Genomic DNA, 19,120 nt, shown 5'->3' with positions numbered 1-19,120 from the left:
CCCGCAGGTCCTTGCCAAAGACACGCCGCCCCACTGGGGCGGCGTGCGCACTTTTATTCCAGAGATTTGTCATCCGCCCCGTCCGGCATGAGCCGTTCGGCCCATGCCGGGTCACCACCGTTTCACCGGTCATCGGGACACTGAGTTCATGGAAAATTTCACGTTCCGCGCCTGCGGTCAGGCGCGGCTCCCCCTGTCTTTGCTGTTGCTGGCGGCGGCGCTGTCGGCCATGCCTGCGCAGGCCCAGCCGAGCGCGCCGCCGATCGCCGATGCCGCCGCTGCGAGCGATGCGGCAGCTGCCCCGCGCTTTGACATCCTCGAGTTCCAGATCGAAGGCAACACCCGGCTCGCCGATGTGCAGATCGAGGCGGCGGTGCTGCCCTTTCTGGGCGAGGGCCGCAGCATGGTGGATGTCGACGGCGCACGCGCCGCGCTGGAGAAGGTCTATCAGGGGGCCGGCTATCTGACCGTGTTTGTCGATGTGCCGGAGCAGCGCGTCGAAGGCGGTGTGGTGCGGCTGGCGGTGCTGGAAGGCCGGGTCGAGCGGCTGGCGGTGACCGGCTCGCGCTACTACGCCCAGGGCCGCATCCGCACGGCGGTCAGCGAGCTGGCGGCCGGCCAGGTGCCCAACTTCAATATCGTGCAGCAGCAGCTGGCTTCGGTCAGCCGTGGCGAGGAGCGGCGCGTGCAGCCGGTGCTGCGGCCAGGCCGCCAGCCGGGCACGGTGGAGGCCGAGCTGAAGGTGGAGGACAAGCTGCCGCTGTCGGGCAGCTTCGAGCTCAGCAATGCGGCCTCGGCCGACACTGATCCACTGCGCGCCGCCGTCCATCTGCGCTACGACAACCTGCTGCAGCGCGACCATTCGATCGCGCTGACCCTGATGGGCGCGCCGATGGCCAGCCGTGAGTCGCGCGTCGCCGTGCTGAACTACACCGTGCCGCTGGCCGACGGCGATGCGCTGACCTTCACCGCGGTGAACTCCAGCAGCGATGTCGACAGCCTGGGCGGCGTCAATGTGCTGGGCAAGGGCACGACTTTGGGCCTGCGCTACAGCGGCTCGCGCGCGCTGGCCGAGTCGGTGCACAGCCTCAGCCTGGGCCTGGACTTCAAGGACCTGAAGGAGAACGTCAGCCTGGGCCGCGGTGCGGGTGCCGCCGCGCTGAGCGCCAACCCGCTGCGCTATATGCCGCTGCAGGCAGCCTACAACGGCACATGGTTCGGCCCCAGCTCGCAGCACAACCTCAGCCTGACCGCGACCCTGGGCCTGCGCCGCCTGCTCTACCGCGAGATCGACTGCCAGCTGGCCGACGGCACGATCTCTCGCGATGACCAGTTCGCCTGCAAACGCCGCGGCGCCGATGGCGGCTTCTCGACCTTGAAGCTGGACTGGCGCGGCCAGCAGCGCCTCGGCCCGGTGGAGCTGGCGGCGCGCTTCGGCGCCCAGTTGGCCACCCAGCAGCTGCCCAGCTCGGAGCAGTTCTCGCTGGGCGGTGCCGACACGGTGCGCGGCTACTACGACGGCGTGGCCGCCGGCGATTTCGGCTGGCTGGGCTCGTTGGAGCTGCGCAGCCGCAATTACGCGCCAGCCCTGCTGCGCAGCTTCGAGGGTGCGAACCTGCCGCCCTTCAGCGAGCTGGGCCTGCATTTGTTTGCCGACGCCGCCGCCGTCAGCCTGATCGACCCCGAGCCGGGGCAGCAGCGCCGTGTGCCGCTGCTGTCCAGCGGCCTGGGCCTGCGCCTGGCGCTGAGCACCGGCCTGTCCCTCAACCTCGACTGGGGCCGCCGTCACCGCGATCTGCCCACCCGCCGCGCCCCGCAGGACCACCTGCATCTGCGCGCCGCGCTGCGCTTCTGAGCCGCGCCCCCGTCGCCTGACCGAAGTCTTAAGCCATGGCCCCGATCCCCCGCCCCACCGTCCGCCCGCATCGCCTCAGCCGCCGGAGCCGCTGGCTGCTGCATCCGCTGGTGGCGGCCCTGGCCCTGGCCTTGCCGCTGCAGTCGCCGGCGCAGACGCCGCCGCCGACCTCGGCGGTGCCCAAGCCGGCGGCGGGCTGGCGGGTCTATGGCCAGGGGCCGCACAGCGCGCCGCAAATCACCGCGAATGGCCGTGGCGGCCAGGACATGCGCATCCAGCAAGACAGCGCCCGCGCGATCTACAACTGGGCCAGCTTCGATATCGGCGCCGAGAGCTCGGTGACCTTTGACATGGCCAAGGTCGGCGCCAGCGCGCTGAACCGGGTCGATGGCACGGCGCCCAGCCAGATCTTCGGCAAGCTCAGCGCCACCAATGGCGGCGAGGTGCTGATCTACAACCGCAACGGCATCCTGTTCGGCCGGGGCGCCAGCGTCGATGTCGGCAACCTGGTCGCGACCACGCTGAAGCCCAGGGACGAGGACTACAAGAACGGCTTTGTCGCCAACATCACCGGTGCCGAGTCCGCCTTCCGCTTCGATGCGGCGGACGGGGGTGATTTCAGCAAGAGCTTTGTGCGCGTCGACGCGGGCGTCGAGATCAAGACCGCCGAGGGCGGCCGCATCTTCCTGTTCGCACGCGATGTCAGGAACGCCGGCACGCTCAGCGCGCCGGGCGGCCAGGTGGTGCTGGGCGCCGGCGCCGAGGTGTTCTACAAGCTGCCGACCGCCGAGCCGCTCTATGCCGCCGAGAACAACAAGGACGTGCCGGCGCTGCGCGGCCTGCTGGTCGAGGTGGGTCGCCACACGCTGGGCAGCGCGGGCGATGGCAAGGTCAGGAACGATGTCACCGGTGTGATCAACACCCCGCGCGGCAACACCACGCTGGTGGGCATGGCGGTCAACCAGTCGGGCCGCATCAGCGCCAGCACCAGCGTCGCGCAGAACGGCTCGGTGCTGCTGCTGGCCCAGGGCGGCGCGGCGACGCTGGGCATCTCGCCCTCCGACGAGCGCTACAAGCGCGCCCAGATCAGCGGCGAGCTGGTGCTGGACGCCGGCAGCCGCATCGAGATCACGGCGGCCGACCAGGGCGCCGACGGCAAGGCCCTGAGCGCCGACGACAACGCCGGCTTCGTCAACTCGCGCCTGGACCTGGCTGGCAAGACCATCACGCTGGCGCGCGGCGCCAGCATCGTCGCGCCGGCCGCCCAGGCCAGCCTGCGTGCGCTGGCCACCCCCGATTACCGCGCCGAGCTGCTGGTCAAGGAGGAGTTCAAGCCCGAGGGCGGTCGCATCCAGATCGATGCGGGCGCCAGCATCGACCTCTCTGGCACCCGCAACACCGAGCTCAGCGTGGCGCGCCATTTCGTCACGACCGAGCTGCTGGGCAGCAATGATCTGAAGGACGCGCCGCTGCAGAAGAACGGTCTGCTCTACCGCAACAAGGTCACGCTGGACACGCGCCAGGACTCGCTGATACTGGGCAGCCTGGACAGCTATCGCCGCAGCCTGCAGCGCAGCGCCAGCGAGCGCATGGCCCACGGCGGCAGCCTGAAGCTGCTGGCCGGCGGCGCGGTGCTGGCCCATGCCGAGTCGCGGCTGGCGGTCGACGGCGGCCTGCTGCGCTATCTGGAGGCCGAGGTGCGCCCGACCCAGCTCTTCAGCGCCAGCGGCAAGAGCTACAGCCTCAACAACGCGCCCAGCGAGCTGCTCTACAGCGCTATCACCAACGCCGGCACCAACAAGGCCCGCTACGACCGCTGGGGGCCCATGGTCAGCTATGGCACGGTGATGCCGGCGCGCCAGGAGGCCGGCTATACCGAAGGCGGCCGCGGCGGCAGCCTGGCGGTGGTGGCGCCCGCTGTGCTGCTGGACGGCGCGCTGTCGGGCCAGACCACGCTGGGCCGGCGCCAGCGCATCGGCCTCGATGCGCTGCCGGCCGGCGCCAGCCTGGGCATTGGCGCCGCCCGCCACAAGGAGGACTTCGGCGCCAACGCCTATGCCGGCGCGGTGCTGAAGGATTTCCGCATCGGCAACGATGTGGCGCCGCTGGACGAGGCGCAGTGGCTGCGGCTGCGAGGCGACAGCGAGGCCGCGCTGGGCCGCAGCTCGGGCCTGGCCGCGAGCCGGCTGCTGGGCTCGGGCTTCCAGCACATCGCGATCGCTGCCGAGGGGGCAATCAGCAGCACGGCTGCGCTCGATCTGCCGGCGCTGGGCAGCCTGCAGATGCTGTCGCGCGAGGGCCGCGTCAGCGTCGATGCCGACATCCGCAGCGCCTCCGGCAGCCTGAGCCTGCGCAGCTTCAAGAACGAGGTCGCGGTCGCGGCCGGCGTCAAGCTCGATGTGGCCGGCCAGTGGAGCAATGCCGCGATAGACCCCGAGGCTGCCGCGCTGACGCTCAAGGGCGGCACGCTGCTGGTCTCCGGCGGCGCCGGCGTGAGCCTGGGCGCGGCCAGCCGGCTCGATGTCTCGGGTGGCGCGCTGCTGGCCGGGGTCAATAGCCTGGCCGGCTGCGCGGCCGGCCAGATCTGCGGCGGGGCCGCCGGATCGATCACGCTGAGTACCGGCAGCAGCACCTTTACCGACGATGTCGCCGCGCGCCGACTCCTGCTGGGCGGCGAGCTGCGCGGCTACTCGATGAGCCAGGGCGGCCATCTGAGCCTGACGGCGCCGGGCCTGCGCATCGGCAGCGCGGCCACCGCCGCCGCGCCGGGCACGCTGGCGCTGGGCAGCGAGTTCTTCGGCCAGGGCGGCTTCGGCCGCTTCAGCCTGGACGGCCGCCAGGCCTTGGAACTGACCGCCGGCACCCGGCTGGCACCGACCCAGCAGCTCTGGCATGCCGAGGCGAGCGCACGCAAGGCACCCAGCGGCAGTGCGATGGACGGGCTGATGACGCTGGCGGCACCACGCCAGGGCCTGCCCAAGGCTATCGAGCTGAGTCTGGCCTCCAGCGGCCTGGGCGGCAGCCGGCCCGAGGGCCGACTCAGCGTGGCCGAGGGCGCCCGCATCGCGCTGGAGCCCGGCGCCAAGCTGAGCCTGTCGGCCGCCACGGCCCTGGCCATGGATGGCGAGTTGCTGGCCCCGGGCGGCCAGCTCAGCCTGGCCGTCAAGGCCGCCGACGCCGCCCAGATCCCGCATTACCTGTGGCTGGGCGCCAAGAGCCGCATCGATGTGGCCGGCCAGCGCCAGCTGCAGGCCGGTGCCGACGGCCTGTCCCAGGGTCGGTTGCTGGGCGGCGGCACGGTCAGTCTGAGCGCCAGCGGCGACAACGCCCATGGCACCAGCCTGGTCTGGCAGCGCGGCGCGCTGATCGACATCAGCGGCGCCAGCGGCGCGCTGCTGAGCAAGGAGCAAAGCCAGGGCGGCAGCGAGCAGCGGATCCGCCAACTGGCCAGCAGTGCCGGCACGCTGAGCATCAGCGGCAACCAGGACATCGTGCTGGAGGGCACGCTGCGGGCCCAGGCCGGCGGCGCGGGCCAAGGCGGCGGCACGCTGTCGCTGAGTCTGGTGCCCGGCTTCGTGACGAAGGATATCCAGGGGCTGCCGGCGCTGCGCCGGCTGGAGCTGGTCGGCGTCGAAGAGCGCCGCAGCGACGCGCTGCGCGCCGAGGGGCTGCCGGCCCCGACCGGCCTGAGCGGCCGGGCCTCGCTGTCGACCGCGCTGCTGCAGGGCAGCGGTCTGGCCGAGCTGAACCTGAGCGCACAGGAAGGCATCGTGATCGCCGACGGTGTGAACCTCGATCTGGCCCGCGGCCTCAAGCTCGACACCCCGGTGCTGCTGATGCAGGACCGGGCCCAGGCGCGGCTGGCCGCGCCGCTGCTGCAATGGCAGAACAACTGGGCGGCCGTCAGCCCGGCCGGCGGCACTGATGTGCGCCCGCTGCCGACGGCCCAGGGTGGCCAGGCCGGGCTGAGCCTGGCGGCCGGTGAGCTGATGGTGCTGGGCGGCAAGCTGGTGACCCAGGGCCTGGACCGCCTGAACCTGAGCAGCGGCGGCGATCTGCGCCTGCAAGGCACGGCCAGCCCCAGCGGCTACCAGGGCAGCCTGGTGACGGCGGCCGATACCCGGCTGACGGCGCGCCAGCTCTTCCCGGCCAGCGGCACGCTGTTCGGCATCGATGCCGGCCACCATCTGCTGGCGTTCGCCAGCAGCCCCGGCGCGGCACCGGCCCTGCCCTGGAGCGCTGGTGGCAGCCTGAAGCTGAAGGCCGCCGACATCGTGCAGGGCGGTCGGCTGCGCGCGCCGGCCGGCCTGATCGAATTCCAGGCCACGGGGCAGCTGAGCCTGAGCGCCGGCAGCGAGACCTCGGTCAGCGCGGCCGGCCGCGAGTTCCTGTTCGGGACCTGGACGGGCGAGCGCTGGGTGGCCCCGGGCAGCAGCACCGGCGCCGTGCTGGGCGCGGCGCCGGCCAAGGCCATCGTGCTGAATGCGGCGGCGGTCGATGTGGCGCCGGGTGCGCTGCTGGACCTCAGTGGCGGCGGCAAGCTCAGCGCCTGGCAGTTCGTGGCCGGCCCGGGTGGTTCGCGCGATGTGTTCACCGGCCTGGACGGCGCCTATGCCATCGTGCCGGGCGTGCTGAGCTCGGGCACGCAGGCGCTGGCCGGCGAGGGCGCACCGGCCTTGGGGCGCCAGATCACGATAGGCGAGGGCGCACCGGTGCCGGCCGGCAGCTACACCCTGCTGCCGGCCCGCTATGCGGTGCTGGACGGTGCCTGGCTGCTGCGCCCGGCCGGTGCCGGCGCGATGCCGCTGGGCCTGGGCGTCAGCGTGGCACGGGACGATGGCAGCCTGCTGCTGGGCGCTCGGCTGGGCCTGGCCGGCAGCGCCGAGCAGGAGGCCAGAACCAGCACCTGGCAGCTGCTCAGCGCGGCCCAGGCGCGCAAGTACAGCGAGATCCGGCTGGCCGATGCCGACCAGTTTTTCCCGGCCCTGGCGGCCGGCCAGGACCGTGCCCGGCCGGCGCTGCTGCGCGATGCCGGCAGCCTGGTGGTCGCGACCCAGCAGGCCCAGATCCGCGGCCTGACCCGCTTCGACGCGGGCCGGGGCGACAAGGGCGAACAGGGGCTGGCCGGTAGCGCCTATTTCGGTGCCGAGCGCATCCAGGTCGGCGGCACGGCCCAGGCCGGCGCCCTGCATCTGGACCCGGCCCAGCTGTCGGCGCTGGGCGCCCAGCATCTGGTGATCGGCGCGATACCGAAGAGCCTGGCGACACCTGAACAGCTGGAGCTGCGCAGCAGCACGCTGGAGCTGGCTCCCGGGGCCGCGCCGCTGAAGGCGCAGAGCCTGCTGCTGGCGGCCACCGAGCGCCTCACGCTGGGCGAGGGTGCACGACTGGAAGCAGTGGCGGTAGACCCGCAGGCGCCGAGCCGCCAATGGCAGTTGCAGGGCGACGGCGCGGCGCTGCTGGTCTCCGGCGATGCCGAGGCCGGCCTGGTCCGCAGCGGTGCCCAGCGCCAGCGCGGCGACCTGAGCATAGGCGCCGGCAGCGTGCTGAGCGCGGCCGGCGGCAGCCTGCTGCTGGACGCAACCGGCCGCAGTACGCTGGCCGCCGATGCGAAGCTGCAGGCGGACAGCATCGCACTGGGCGCCTCGCGTCTGCAGATCGGCGGCAACGCAGCGCTGCAGGGCGATAGCACCCTGCTGAGCACCGAGCTGCTGGCCCAGCTGGGCGGGGCCGAGCGCCTGCTGTTGCGCAGCTATGCGGGCTTCGACTTCCTGGCCGGCGCCACCCTGGGCGCGCCCGGGCTGGAGCGGCTGAGCCTGGATGGTCCGGGCCTGCGGGTGCTGGGCGAGGGCCTGGCCAGCGTCAGCGCCGCGCGCATCGACATCGGCAACAGCACCGGACTGAGTGCCGGCGACGCGCCGGCCGCCGGTCGCCTGCGGCTGGCCGCCAGCGGCTCGGGCGAGGGCCAGGGCGAGATCCATATGCTGGACGGCAGCCAGCGCTGGCAGCTCGGCGGCGCCGAGCTGCGCGCAGAGCGGGCGCTGCTGTTCAGCGGCCGCAGCCAACTGAGCCTGGACGGCGCCGATCTGCAGGTCTTCACGCCGGTGCTGAAGGCTGCGCGGCCCGAGGGCGATGGCCCGGTCCGGAGCGCCGAGCTGGATTGGCGCATCGGCGGCGCGCTGAGCCTGCAAAGCCCGGCGGCGCAGCCGGCGGCGACCGGCGCGGCCGATGCGCTGGCGGCGGCGCGCGTCTCGCTGAGCGCGCAGCGCCTGGCCATCGACACCACGCTGGATCTGCCTGCCGCCCAGCTGGCGCTGCGGGCCAGCGGCGCCGCTGCCGACCTGGTGTTCGGCAGCCGGGCTCGCGTCAGCGTGGCCGGCCGCAGCGACAAGATCGGCAACACGCTGCGCGCCGATATCGCGGCCGGCCGTCTCAGCGCCGTCAGCGAGCGTGGCGACCTGCGCCTGCTGGCCGGCGGCCAGCTCGATGTCTCGGCCGCCGGCGACGGCGATGCCGGCAGCCTCAGCTTGGTTGCGGCCGAGGGCGCGCTGCGGCTGCAGGGTCGCCTGCTGGCCGCAGCGGCCGGCGCCGAGCGCGGCGCCAGCCTGCAGCTGGACAGCCGCGATGCGCTGGACCTGGCCGGCGTGGCCGGTCTGATCGCACAAGCGGGCCCGCAGGCCTTCATGCAAAGCATCGAGGTCCGCAACCGCCAGGGCGACCAGCAGCTGGCGGCGGGCACGAGCTTGCGCGCCGCCGCGCTGACCCTGAGCAGCGATGCCGGCAGCCTCAGCGTGGCCGGCCGGCTCGATGCCTCGGCCGCCCAGGGCGGCGAGATCCGCCTGAACGCGCGCGGCGATCTGGTGCTGGCCGATGGCGCCCAGTTGCTGGCCCGCAGCCAGCAGGCGGACGGCGCGGGCAAGGTCTGGCTCAACAGCGAACAAGGAACGCTGAAGCTGCAAGCCGGCAGCCTGATCGATCTGTCCGGCCCCGACGCCGCCCCAGCCGCCGGCCTGGTGCAGCTGCGCGCCGCGCGCGAAGGCCAGGACGTGCGCATCGCCGCCATCGACGCCAGCCTGCGCGGCGTGGCCCGCCTCGATGCCGAGGCGGTCAAGGTCTACACGGGGGTGAACGAGCTGGTCGATGGCCTGACGCCGGTGCCTACGCCCACACCGACACCGACACCGACACCGACACCCACACCCACACCCACACCCACACCCACACCCACACCCACACCCACACCCACACCCACACCCACACCCACACCCACACCCACACCCACACCCACACCCACACCCACACCCACACCCACACCCACACCCACACCCACACCCACACCCACACCCACACCCACACCCACACCCACACCCACACCCACACCCACACCCACACCCACACCCACACCCACACCCACACCCACACCCACACCCACACCCACACCCACACCCACACCCACACCCACACCCACACCCACACCCACACCCACACCCACACCCACACCCACACCCACACCCACACCCACACCCACACCCACACCCACACCCACACCCACACCCACACCCACACCCACACCCACACCCACACCCACACCCACACCCACACCCACACCCACACCCACACCCACACCCACACCCACACCCACACCCACACCCACACCCACACCCACACCCACACCCACACCCACACCCACACCCACACCCACACCCACACCCACACCCACACCCACACCCACACCCACACCCACACCCACACCCACACCCACACCCACACCCACACCCACACCCACACCCACACCCACACCCACACCCACACCCACACCCACACCCACACCCACACCCACACCCACACCCACACCCACACCCACACCCACACCCACACCCACACCCACACCCACACCCACACCCACACCCACACCCACACCCACACCCACACCCACACCCACACCCACACCCACACCCACACCCACACCCACACCCACACCCACACCCACACCCACACCCACACCCACACCCACACCCACACCCACACCCACACCCACACCTACACCTACACCTACACCTACACCTACGCCTACGCCCACACCCACGCCCACGCCCACGCCCACGCCCACGCCGACACCGACACCGACACCGACACCGACACCGACACCGACACCGACACCGACACCGACACCGACACCGACACCGACACCGACACCGACGAACCCGTCGCCGGGCAATGGTGAGACCACGCCGGGCACGCCGCCGCCTGCGCCACCAACGGGGCCCAAGCCTACGCCGACGCCTACGCCCGCGCCGACAAATCCGTCGCCGGGCAATGGCGAAACCACGCCTGGCACGCCACCGCCCGCGCCACCGACCTTGCTGGCCGCGACGATGGCCAAGGCCGCTGCGCTGACTCAGGCCCTTGCCGGCCAGCCGTCGACCGGCAATGGCGACACGACCGGCACTACACCGCCGCCCGCGCCGTCCACGGGCACGACACCGACGCCCACACCCACGCCCACGCCCACGCCCACGCCCACGCCCACGCCCACGCCTGCCGGCAAGCCGCTGGGCCTGGCGCGCGTGCTGGTCGACAACGCCGAGTTCATGGGCGAGCGCCAGCAGACGGCCGAGGCCATCACGGCCCGGCTGTCGCGTGGCCAGGCCGGTCTGCAGGACCTGCTGCGCGTGCGCGCCGGTGTCGAGGTGCGTGCCGACGGCGATCTGACGGTCAGCAAGAGCTGGCAGATGCCGGTGTTGACGAAGGCGCAGGCCGAGCGCGCGCCGCATGCGGCCGAGGCGGCGCTGACCCTGCGCGCCGCCGGCAATCTGCTGCTCAAGAGCGGGCTCAGCACCGGCTTCAGGCCCTCGCCGAATGACGAGAGCCAGCTGATCGGCACTTCTACACTGGCCGGCGATATCCGGCTGGTGGCCGGGGCCGATCTGGCCAGCGCCGATCTGCGCGCGGTGCTGGGCCTGGAGCGCCTGGCCGAGGACAAGGGCTCGGTGCTGATCGGGGCCGACCGCCGGCCCGGCCAGTCGGTCGCCCCCGAGGTTGCGTTGCGCAGCACCGTCGGCAGCCTGGAGCTGATGGCCGGTCGCGACATTCGTCTGCTCAATGGCAGCGCCAAGCTCTACACGACCGGCACGCCGGTGGGTGTGGTGGCCGACGCCGAGCCGCCCATCGATGAAGGCGACGGTTCTGCCGAGACCTCGAGCCAGGCAAGTCTGCGGCGACCGGCCCTCTTGGTGCGGACCGCCAGCGCCGATCAACCCTCGCCCGGCAATGGCGACAACAGCACCGGCACGACGCCACCGCCCGGCGCGCCAACGAAACCCGGCGAAAAACCGCCGACGCCGCCGACACCCACACCGCCACCCACGCCGACGCCGCCACCCACGCCGGACCCCGAGCCCGAAGAGCCCGGCGGCCCCGACCCGGTGCCGACCACCATCCACACGCCGGCGCTGGATGCGCTGGCCAACGATCTGGATGGCAGCGGCATGAGTCCCTTCACCAGCGGCGGCGGCCGCATCACGCTGAAGGCCGGCCGCGATGTGGTGGGCGTGGCCAACAACGCGGACCAGCGTTCGGTCAGCGACTGGCTGTGGCGCGCCTCGTCGGGCGAGGTGGCTATCGCCTGGTTCAGCCGGGTCGACCGCTTTGCCCAGGGCATTGCCAGCTTCGGCGGCGGTGATATCTCGGTGCAGGCCGGCCGGGATCTGCATCAGCTGCATGCGGCAGCGGCCAGCAGTGGCCTGGCGATGGCGCCCGTCACGGCTGACACCGCTGCCGCGAGTGGCGCTGATGGCAGCCGCGGGCTTGCCGTGTTCGGCGGCGGCGCGCTGCGCGCCAGCGCCGGGCGCGATCTGGTCAGCGGCCAGCTGATGGCGACAAAAGGCCGGCTCGATGTGCGCGCCGGCGGCGCGATCCGCAACGATGTCGGCGTCGACACCAATCTGGAGCCGGGCTTGCAACTGTTGTTCCAGGATGCGGCCGTGCGGGTCCAGGCCGGCCAGGATCTGCAGCTCGCCAGCGTGCGCAATCTGGCTCACGCCTATGCGGCTGCGGCCAACAGCCTGGGCAAAGGCCTCTCGCTGCCGGGCCTGGATGCGCGCGCCAGCCTGCTGCTGCAGAGCGCGGCCGGCAGCATCGCCTATGCGGGCGCCGAGCAGTCCTTGCGCGCAGGCGAAGAGACTCAGGGCGGAGACTCGATGAGCGCGGTGCTGCCCATCGATCTGCGCCTGCTGGCGCCGCAGGGTTCGATTCAGGCCAACAATATCCGGCAATGGAGCGACAGCGCCGATCCGGCCGTGGTCCGCACCTGGCTGGGCGCCGGCGAATCGCTGACCTTGTCCAATATCGATCTGCTGGCGCTGGGCAATGCGCCGCTGCCCTTCGGCCTGCGACCCAGCAAGCCCTTCATGGATGCCCAGCGCCTGGCCGTGATCGACGCCGACGGTCAGCTGCGGCCCGACCAGAGCTCGCGCGAATCGGCCCAGTTCGTGGCCCAGCGCGGCGATCTGCTGATCAGCAATGCCCTCTACTCGGCGCGGCCGCTGGAGCTCAGCGCCGGCCGCGATCTGCGTGTGGACGGCAGCCTGACGGTCCAGCACCAGAGCCCCGTCGAGGGTCGGCCGCTGGAGCAGACCCTGCTGCGCGCCGGCCGCGACATCCGCTTCGAGAGCGCGATCTCCGGCGTCGATCTGGCCGGCCCCGGCCAGCTGCTGCTGCTGGCGGGCCGCGATGTGGACCTAGGCCCCGGCACGGGCCTGGTGGCGCGCGGCAATCTGTCCAATAGCGTGCTGCTGCCCGAGCAGGGCGCCGGCATCACCGTGGTGGCCGGCCTGGCCGACAGCGGCGAGGACTATGCGCAGGCGGTGCGTCAGGGCTTCCATGTGCTGGGCGTGTCGGGCCTGCAGGGCAGGCTGGGCCAGACCTATGGCCTGCTGGGCGGCGCCAAGCCCGGCTTCGAGCGGCTGGCGCCGCTGTCCCAGGTCGAGGCGCTGCGCGAGCTGTTCGGCAGCGCGAAGGTCGACGGCTGGCTGGCCGCTCATCTGCGCGCGCTGCCGGCGCGGCCCGAGGCGGGCGAGCAGCGGCTGCGCGTCGCGGCCCTGCTGGGCAAGCCGGCGGGCGATGCGGCGGTGGACGAGGCGCTGAAAAGCTATGCCGACAAGCGTCAGCCGGGCTGGTCGGCGCTGACGCCGACGCAGGCGCTGCCGCTGCTGGCGCAGCTGGGTGCCGAGCAGCAAAGCCTGGCGGTGCTGCGGCTGATGCTGGCGGGCCTGGCGGCCCAGCCGGCGCCGACGCGCGCCGCCAGCCTGGCCGCGCTGTCGGACGCCAAGCAGCTGCAGGCGCTGGCCGCCTATGTGAAGAGCGCCGGCGGCGCGGCGGTGCCGCCCGAGCAGGCCGCCGCAGCCTTCGAGGCGCTGAGCGTCGAGCGCCAGATCCCCTGGCTGAACCGCCAGCTGGTCGACGAGCTGCGCCGCAGCGGCCGCGCCGCCTCGCAGCTGGACGGCGATGCGCGCTGGGCCGGTTATGGCCCGGCCTATCTGGCCATCGACCTGCTGTTCCCCGGTGAGCGGCCCGCCGGCCGGCTGCGCATGCCGACCAGCCAGATCAAGACCCTGCAGGCGGCCGACATCACGGTGCTGGTGCCCGGCGGTGGCGCCAATGCCGGCGATATTGCCGGCCAGACCGGCTTCAAGAAGGCCAGCGATCTGGGCATCGTGACGGTCAGCGGCGGCGACATCAGCACCGTGGTGCGCGACGACTTCGAGGTCAATGCCTCGCGTGTCTTCACGCTGGGCCAGGGCGATCTGCTGATGTGGTCCTCGGCCGGCAATATCGATGCCGGCCGCGGCGCCAAGACCGTCACCGGCGCCCCGCCGCCGGTGCTGCGCCTGCTGGAGAACGGCAGCCTGGTGCTGGACGCCTCGGGCTCCTTCAGCGGCAGCGGCATCGCGGTGCTGGGTGCCGGCAGCGATCTGGACCTGTATGCGCCGACCGGCGAGATCAATGCCGGGGAGGCCGGCATCCGCTCCAAGGGCAATGCCTTCCTCGGCGCCGAACGCCTGGTCAATGCCAACGACATCAATGTCGCCGGCAACCGCAGCGGCACGGTGGCCGAGGCGCCCTTGAGCGTGCCGATCACGGTGCCGGTCAACGACGCGCTGACGCCGGCCACGGCCAGCGGCACCGAGTCGGCCCGCGATGACGACGAACGCAAGCGCCGCCGCACCCGTCGCAATCTGCTGCTCGAGTTCCTCGGCTTCGGCAACAGCTGAACAACAACAAACACCCACGAAACCATCGTTCCCGGATCAAGATCATCATGCGCAACGCACTCATCGCCCTTGCCTTCGCCGCTGCCACGCTGCCCGGCGCCGCCCACGCCTGGTGGAGCGAGGACTGGAGCCAACGCACCCGTGTCACGCTGGACACCACGGCCAAGGGCCAGGAGACCCAGCAGGCCGCCGCTGCCGTCAGCGTCGCGCTGCGCCTGCATTCGGGCAATTTCGACTTTGTCGCGGCCAAGGAGGACGGCTCGGACCTGCGTGTGCTGGGCGCCGATGACAAGACGCCGCTGAAGTTCAGCGTCGAGCGCTTCGACAGCGTCAACGAGCTGGCCCTGCTGTGGGTGCAGCTGCCCAGCGTGCTGCCGGGCAGCGACAAGAATGTCTTCCATGTCTACGCCGGCAATGCCAAGGCCACGGTGGAAGCCAGCCGCGCGGCCGGTTTCGACGCCGCGACCCTGGCGGCCCTGCACTTCGACAACGCCGAGGGCACCGACCACCTCGGTCGCATCAAGGCCGAGGCGCCGCTGGCGCTGGAGCCCAACGGCCTGCTGGGCGCCAGCCTGCGGCTGGACGGCCGGCCGCAACGCTGGGCGCTCGACGATGGCCTGGTCAAGAGCGTGGCCGGCGGCGCGCTGACCCTGTCGCTGTGGGTCAAGCTCGACGATGTCGCCGGCGCCCGCCTGCTGCAATGGGGTGGCCTGAGTCTGGGAGTGCAGGACGGCAAGCTGCAGGCCCGGCTGGGTGCGGCCGAGCTGGGCGGCGGCGCCGTCGCGGTCGGCCGCTGGACCCATCTGGCGCTGCGCCTCGACCAGGGCCAGGCGGCGCTGTTTGTCGGCGGCGCCGAGGTGGCCAAGGCCCCGGCCGCGCTGCCGACCCTGGGCGGCGCCTTGCAGCTGGGCGAGGGCGCCCGCGGCCTGGCCGATGAGCTGCAGATCGCCACCGTCGCGCGCAGCGATGTGTGGCTGGCGCTGGCGGCCGCGATCCAGGGTGGCGAGGGCAAGCTGCTGAGCAGCCTGCGCGAGAGCGCCGGCGAGGCGGCGGCCGAGGGCGAGGAGCATGGCTATATCGGTGTGCTGGTGAAGAACCTGACCGTCGACGCCTGGGTGGTCATCATCATCCTGGGCGTGATGTTCGTGGTCGCGGCCTGGGTGATGGTGGACAAGAGCCTGCTGGTGGGCCGCGCCGACAAGGACAACCGCCAGTTCCTGCAGCGCTTCCGCGCCGCCAACGAAGACCTGCTGAAGCTCGATACCGGCGCCATCCATCCGAACTCGCCGCTGTACCGGCTCTACCAGGCCGGCGTGCGCGAGCTGGCCAAGCGCCGCGTCGGCCAGGCCGATGCCCCGCCGCTGAGCGGCGCCTCGCTGGACGCGGTCAAGGCCGCAGTGGACGCCGATTTCGTGCGCGAGAACCACAAGCTCAACGCCAAGATGGTGCTGCTGACGATCGCGATCTCGGGCGGTCCCTTCCTGGGTCTGCTGGGCACGGTGGTCGGCGTGATGATCACCTTTGCGGCGATCGCGGCGGCCGGTGATGTCAACGTCAACGCGATCGCGCCCGGCATCGCCGCGGCCCTGCTGGCCACGGTGGCCGGTCTGGGCGTCGCGATCCCGGCGCTGTTCGGCTACAACTACCTGGCCGCCCGCATCAAGAACCTGTCCTCGGACATGCAGATCTTTGTGGACGAGTTCATCACCCGCGTCGCGGAACTTTACGGCGCGCGCTGACCATGTCTGCCGACATCAAGGACGACAACCAGCCCTACGACGACATCAACATCACGCCGATGCTGGACCTGGCCTATGTGCTGCTGGTGACCTTCATCATCATGACCACCGCTTCGGTGCAGGGCGTCAAGGTCAACAGCCCGCAGACGCAGGCGGCCAGCAGCCTGGCCAAGCCGCAAACCCGGGCCGTCACGATCACCGCCGACGGCGCGGTCTATCTCGATGCCTATCCGGTCAGCATGGATCAGCTGCGTGACACATTGGCCCAGTACAAACAGGCCAACCCGGCGCTGCCGGTGGTGCTGAAGGCCGATGCGGCCGCCCAGTACGAGAAGGTGATGCAGGTGCTGGAAGTGGCCAAGCAGCTCGACATCACCGAGATCGGCCTGGTCACCAAGCGCGCCGCGCCCTGAGGAGCTGCGATGCAAGTCAATACCGATGCCAAACCCTACGACACCATCAATGTCACGCCCATGCTGGACCTGGCCTATGTGCTGCTGGTCGTGTTCATCCTGATGACCACCGCCTCGGTGCAGGGCCTGTCGATCACGATGCCCAAACCGTCCAACAAGCCCAGCACCGAAAAGCATGAGCTGCTGATCGTGCAGGTGATGCCCGACGGCGCGGTGCTGCTCAACGGCGCCGGCCTGAGCCTGGACGAGCTGGAAGGCCGGCTCGGCGAGGCCAAGGCGCGCGACCCGCAGATGTCGGTCGCGATCAAAGGCGATGCGCGCACCCAGTACGCCAATGTGGTGGCCATCGTCGACCTGTGCAACAAGCTGCAGGTCAATATGGGGCTGATCACGGCCCGCATCGGCAGCTGAGGACGGCCATCATGAGTGGATTGGCCGAAGACCATCTGAACGACAAGCCGGGCCGGACCTGGGCGCTGCGCGCCGCTGCGGCCCTGGGCCTGCTGCTGCTGGCGGCCGGCGTCTACTGGCTGGCCGACAACCTGAAGGGAGGGCCGGAGAAGCCGCGCCGCCAGGTCGCCAAGATCAGCATCCTGCCCGACACGCCGCCGCCCCCGCCGCCGCCGCCCAAGGAGGAAAAGAAGCCCGAGCCGCCGAAGGACGAGCCCAAGCAGTTGATGCGCGAGGACACGCCCAAGCCGCAGGACGCGCCCAAGCCGGCCGATGCGCCGCTGAAGATGGAGGGTGCGGCCGGCGATGGCCCCAGCGCCTTCGCGGCCGGCAGCGTCAGCCGCGAGTACCAGGGTGGCCCCACCGGCGGTGGCCCGGCTGGCGGCGGCACGGTGGTGGATCGCGCCCAGGAACGTTTCTATGCCAACTCGGCCCGCCAGCTGCTGCGCGACGAGATCGAGCGCCATCTGCGCGGCGAGGGCGAGCAGATGAATGCCAGCTTCGCGATCTGGCTCAGGCCCGACGGCGCGATCGAACGTTTCGAGCTGCAGCCCAGCGGTGACGCCGGCGCGGATGCGGCGCTGCAGGCCGCGCTGTCCGAGACCTCGAGGGCGTTCAAGCTGCCGCCGCCACCGGCGCTGCGCCAGCCGATGCGCTTCAGGCTCAGCGTCAAACCCCAGGCCTGACGGCCTGGCTCAGATTCACTTTTCTTTCAGCCATGAAGCTCAACCTCCTCACTTCCACCCTGGCCGCCGCCGCCCTGATCGCGCTGCCTGCTCAGGCCCATGCCGATGAAAAGCAGGAGCTGGCCCAGCTGCGCGCCACCACGCTGGCCCTGATCGATGCCCTGGTCGGCCAGGGCCTGCTGTCGCGCGAGCGCGCCGACGCCATCGTGCGCCAGGCCCAGCAGGCCGGCAGCCAGGCCGCCGCCGCGCCTGCCGCCGGCACGCCGGCGCCCAAGGTCGTGCGCGTGCCCTATGTGCCGGAGACGGTGCGCCAGCAGATCCGCGAGGAGATCAAGACCGAGGTGCTGGCCCAGGCGCGCAGCGAGCGCTGGGGCGAGCCCGGCGCGCTGCCGGAGTGGCTGGGCCGGGTCAGCATCGAGGGCGACGTGCGGGTGCGCAGCCAGACCGAGATGATGGACGACGGCAATGTGCCGGCCAGCGTGTTCCGCAGCCAGACCGAGTCGCCGGCCTGGGCGCCGGACCTGGCGACCACCAACCGCAACCGCGAGCGCCTGACCCTGCGCGCCCGGCTGGGCGTCAACGCCCAGCTGTCCGACCAGGTCACGACGGGCCTGCGCCTGTCGACCGGCACGACCAGCGGGCCGACCTCCAGCTCGCAGACCCTGGGCACGCAGTTCAACAAGGCCAGCCTGGTGCTGGACCGGGCCTGGCTGCGCTGGCGGCCGCCGGTGGGCATGCAGGGCCTGAGCGCCGAGTTCGGCCGCATGGCCAACCCCTTCTACAGCAGCGATCTGAGCTGGGCCGATGACCTGTCCTTCGACGGCGCGGTGCTCAAGCTCAGCCACGAGACCGACAGCCGCCGCCAGTTCTTCGCGACGGCGGGCGTGTTCCCGCTCGAGGAGCTGAGCCTGAGCGGGCGCGACAAATGGCTGCTGGGTGCGCAGCTGGGGGCCGAGCTGCCGCTGGCCGAGGGCATCCGCGCCAAGCTGGGTCTGGCGGCCTATGAGTTCAGCCATGTGGCCGGCGAGCGCGAGACGGAGCCGCCGCCGGCCGGCCAGTTTGCCGGTACCCGGCCTTATTTCAGCGGCCAGTACCCGAGCTCGCTGCGGCTCAAGGGCAATACCTTGATCAATCTGAACGACCCCAGCAGCACGGCGGCGCCGACCTGGGGTCTGGCCTCGCGCTTCCGGCCGGTCAACCTGACCGGCTCGCTGAGCTTCAGCCAGCTGGCGCCGGTGATGGTGGATCTGAGCCTGGACTGGATCAAGAACACCGGCTTCGATCTGGCCGACATCCGGGCCCGTGCCAAGGCGGGCACGGCCATGGACGGCCTGCGCGAGATGACCACGGCCTGGCAGGGCCGCATCGGCCTGGGCCACCGCTCGCTGGCCCGGCGCGGCGATTGGCAGGCCCATATGGCCTACCGCAAGGTCGAGCGTGACGCCTGGATCGACGGCTTCACCGACACGACCTGGCATCTGGGTGGCACCAACTACAAGGGCTGGTCGCTGGGCGGCAGCTATGCGCTGGACAAGCGCTTCGCACTGGGCCTGCGCTGGACCAGCACCCGCAATCTCGATGATGGCGTGCGCTTCCTCGCGGTGCCCGGTGATCCGAGCTCGCTCAGCGGCACGCTCAGCAGTGCGCCGCTGCGCATCGATGTGTTCCAGCTCGACCTGAGCGGACGTTTCTGAGGAGTCCCACC

Annotated in this window: 7 protein-coding genes; all 7 read left to right on the top strand. The window is 71.6% G+C overall.

Features of this window, described 5'->3' with window-relative positions; all coding sequences use genetic code 11:
* Nucleotides 1-148: 148 nt before the first annotated feature.
* The 7 genes from ABGI63_RS02750 to ABGI63_RS02720 are packed head-to-tail and all read left to right on the top strand — an operon-like array spanning nucleotide 149 to nucleotide 19,109.
* Nucleotides 149-1,855, top strand: a complete 1,707-nt coding sequence (locus ABGI63_RS02750; protein WP_349740922.1) for a ShlB/FhaC/HecB family hemolysin secretion/activation protein — start codon at nucleotides 149-151, stop codon at nucleotides 1,853-1,855.
* Between the two features lie 35 nt (nucleotides 1,856-1,890).
* Nucleotides 1,891-14,127, top strand: coding sequence for a filamentous hemagglutinin family protein (locus tag ABGI63_RS02745; protein WP_349740921.1), 12,237 nt, complete (start codon nucleotides 1,891-1,893; stop codon nucleotides 14,125-14,127).
* A gap of 47 nt (nucleotides 14,128-14,174) precedes the next feature.
* Nucleotides 14,175-15,866, top strand: a complete 1,692-nt coding sequence (locus tag ABGI63_RS02740; RefSeq protein ID WP_349740919.1) for a DUF2341 domain-containing protein — start codon at nucleotides 14,175-14,177, stop codon at nucleotides 15,864-15,866.
* A 2-nt stretch (nucleotides 15,867-15,868) separates the two neighbouring features.
* Complete coding sequence (locus tag ABGI63_RS02735) at nucleotides 15,869-16,279, top strand: ExbD/TolR family protein (RefSeq protein WP_272647794.1); 411 nt, start codon at nucleotides 15,869-15,871, stop codon at nucleotides 16,277-16,279.
* Between the two features lie 9 nt (nucleotides 16,280-16,288).
* The gene (locus tag ABGI63_RS02730) at nucleotides 16,289-16,690 is read left to right on the top strand and encodes an ExbD/TolR family protein (protein ID WP_349740918.1); all 402 of its coding nucleotides are present in this window, start codon (nucleotides 16,289-16,291) and stop codon (nucleotides 16,688-16,690) included.
* Nucleotides 16,691-16,701: 11 nt separating this feature from the next.
* Nucleotides 16,702-17,415, top strand: a complete 714-nt coding sequence (locus ABGI63_RS02725) for a TonB C-terminal domain-containing protein (protein WP_349740917.1) — start codon at nucleotides 16,702-16,704, stop codon at nucleotides 17,413-17,415.
* A 32-nt stretch (nucleotides 17,416-17,447) separates the two neighbouring features.
* Nucleotides 17,448-19,109 carry a putative porin gene (locus tag ABGI63_RS02720; RefSeq protein ID WP_349740916.1) on the top strand — a complete coding sequence of 554 codons (1,662 nt, stop codon included), beginning with the start codon at nucleotides 17,448-17,450 and terminating at the stop codon, nucleotides 19,107-19,109.
* Nucleotides 19,110-19,120: the final 11 nt, after the last annotated feature.

Origin of the sequence: Roseateles cavernae (assembly GCF_040187885.1) — a bacterium.
In the GTDB taxonomy this organism is placed as follows: domain Bacteria; phylum Pseudomonadota; class Gammaproteobacteria; order Burkholderiales; family Burkholderiaceae_C; genus Roseateles_E; species Roseateles_E cavernae.
This window is presented reverse-complemented; position numbering and strand designations above follow the sequence as displayed.

What these genes read in the sequence shown, in the direction of transcription:
- ABGI63_RS02750 (WP_349740922.1), top strand. Translation starts at nt 149, where the DNA reads ATGGAAAATTTCACGTTCCGCGCCTGCGGTCAGGCGCGGCTCCCCCTG.
- ABGI63_RS02745 (WP_349740921.1), top strand. Translation starts at nt 1,891, where the DNA reads ATGGCCCCGATCCCCCGCCCCACCGTCCGCCCGCATCGCCTCAGCCGC.
- ABGI63_RS02740 (WP_349740919.1), top strand. Translation starts at nt 14,175, where the DNA reads ATGCGCAACGCACTCATCGCCCTTGCCTTCGCCGCTGCCACGCTGCCC.
- ABGI63_RS02735 (WP_272647794.1), top strand. Translation starts at nt 15,869, where the DNA reads ATGTCTGCCGACATCAAGGACGACAACCAGCCCTACGACGACATCAAC.
- ABGI63_RS02730 (WP_349740918.1), top strand. Translation starts at nt 16,289, where the DNA reads ATGCAAGTCAATACCGATGCCAAACCCTACGACACCATCAATGTCACG.
- ABGI63_RS02725 (WP_349740917.1), top strand. Translation starts at nt 16,702, where the DNA reads ATGAGTGGATTGGCCGAAGACCATCTGAACGACAAGCCGGGCCGGACC.
- ABGI63_RS02720 (WP_349740916.1), top strand. Translation starts at nt 17,448, where the DNA reads ATGAAGCTCAACCTCCTCACTTCCACCCTGGCCGCCGCCGCCCTGATC.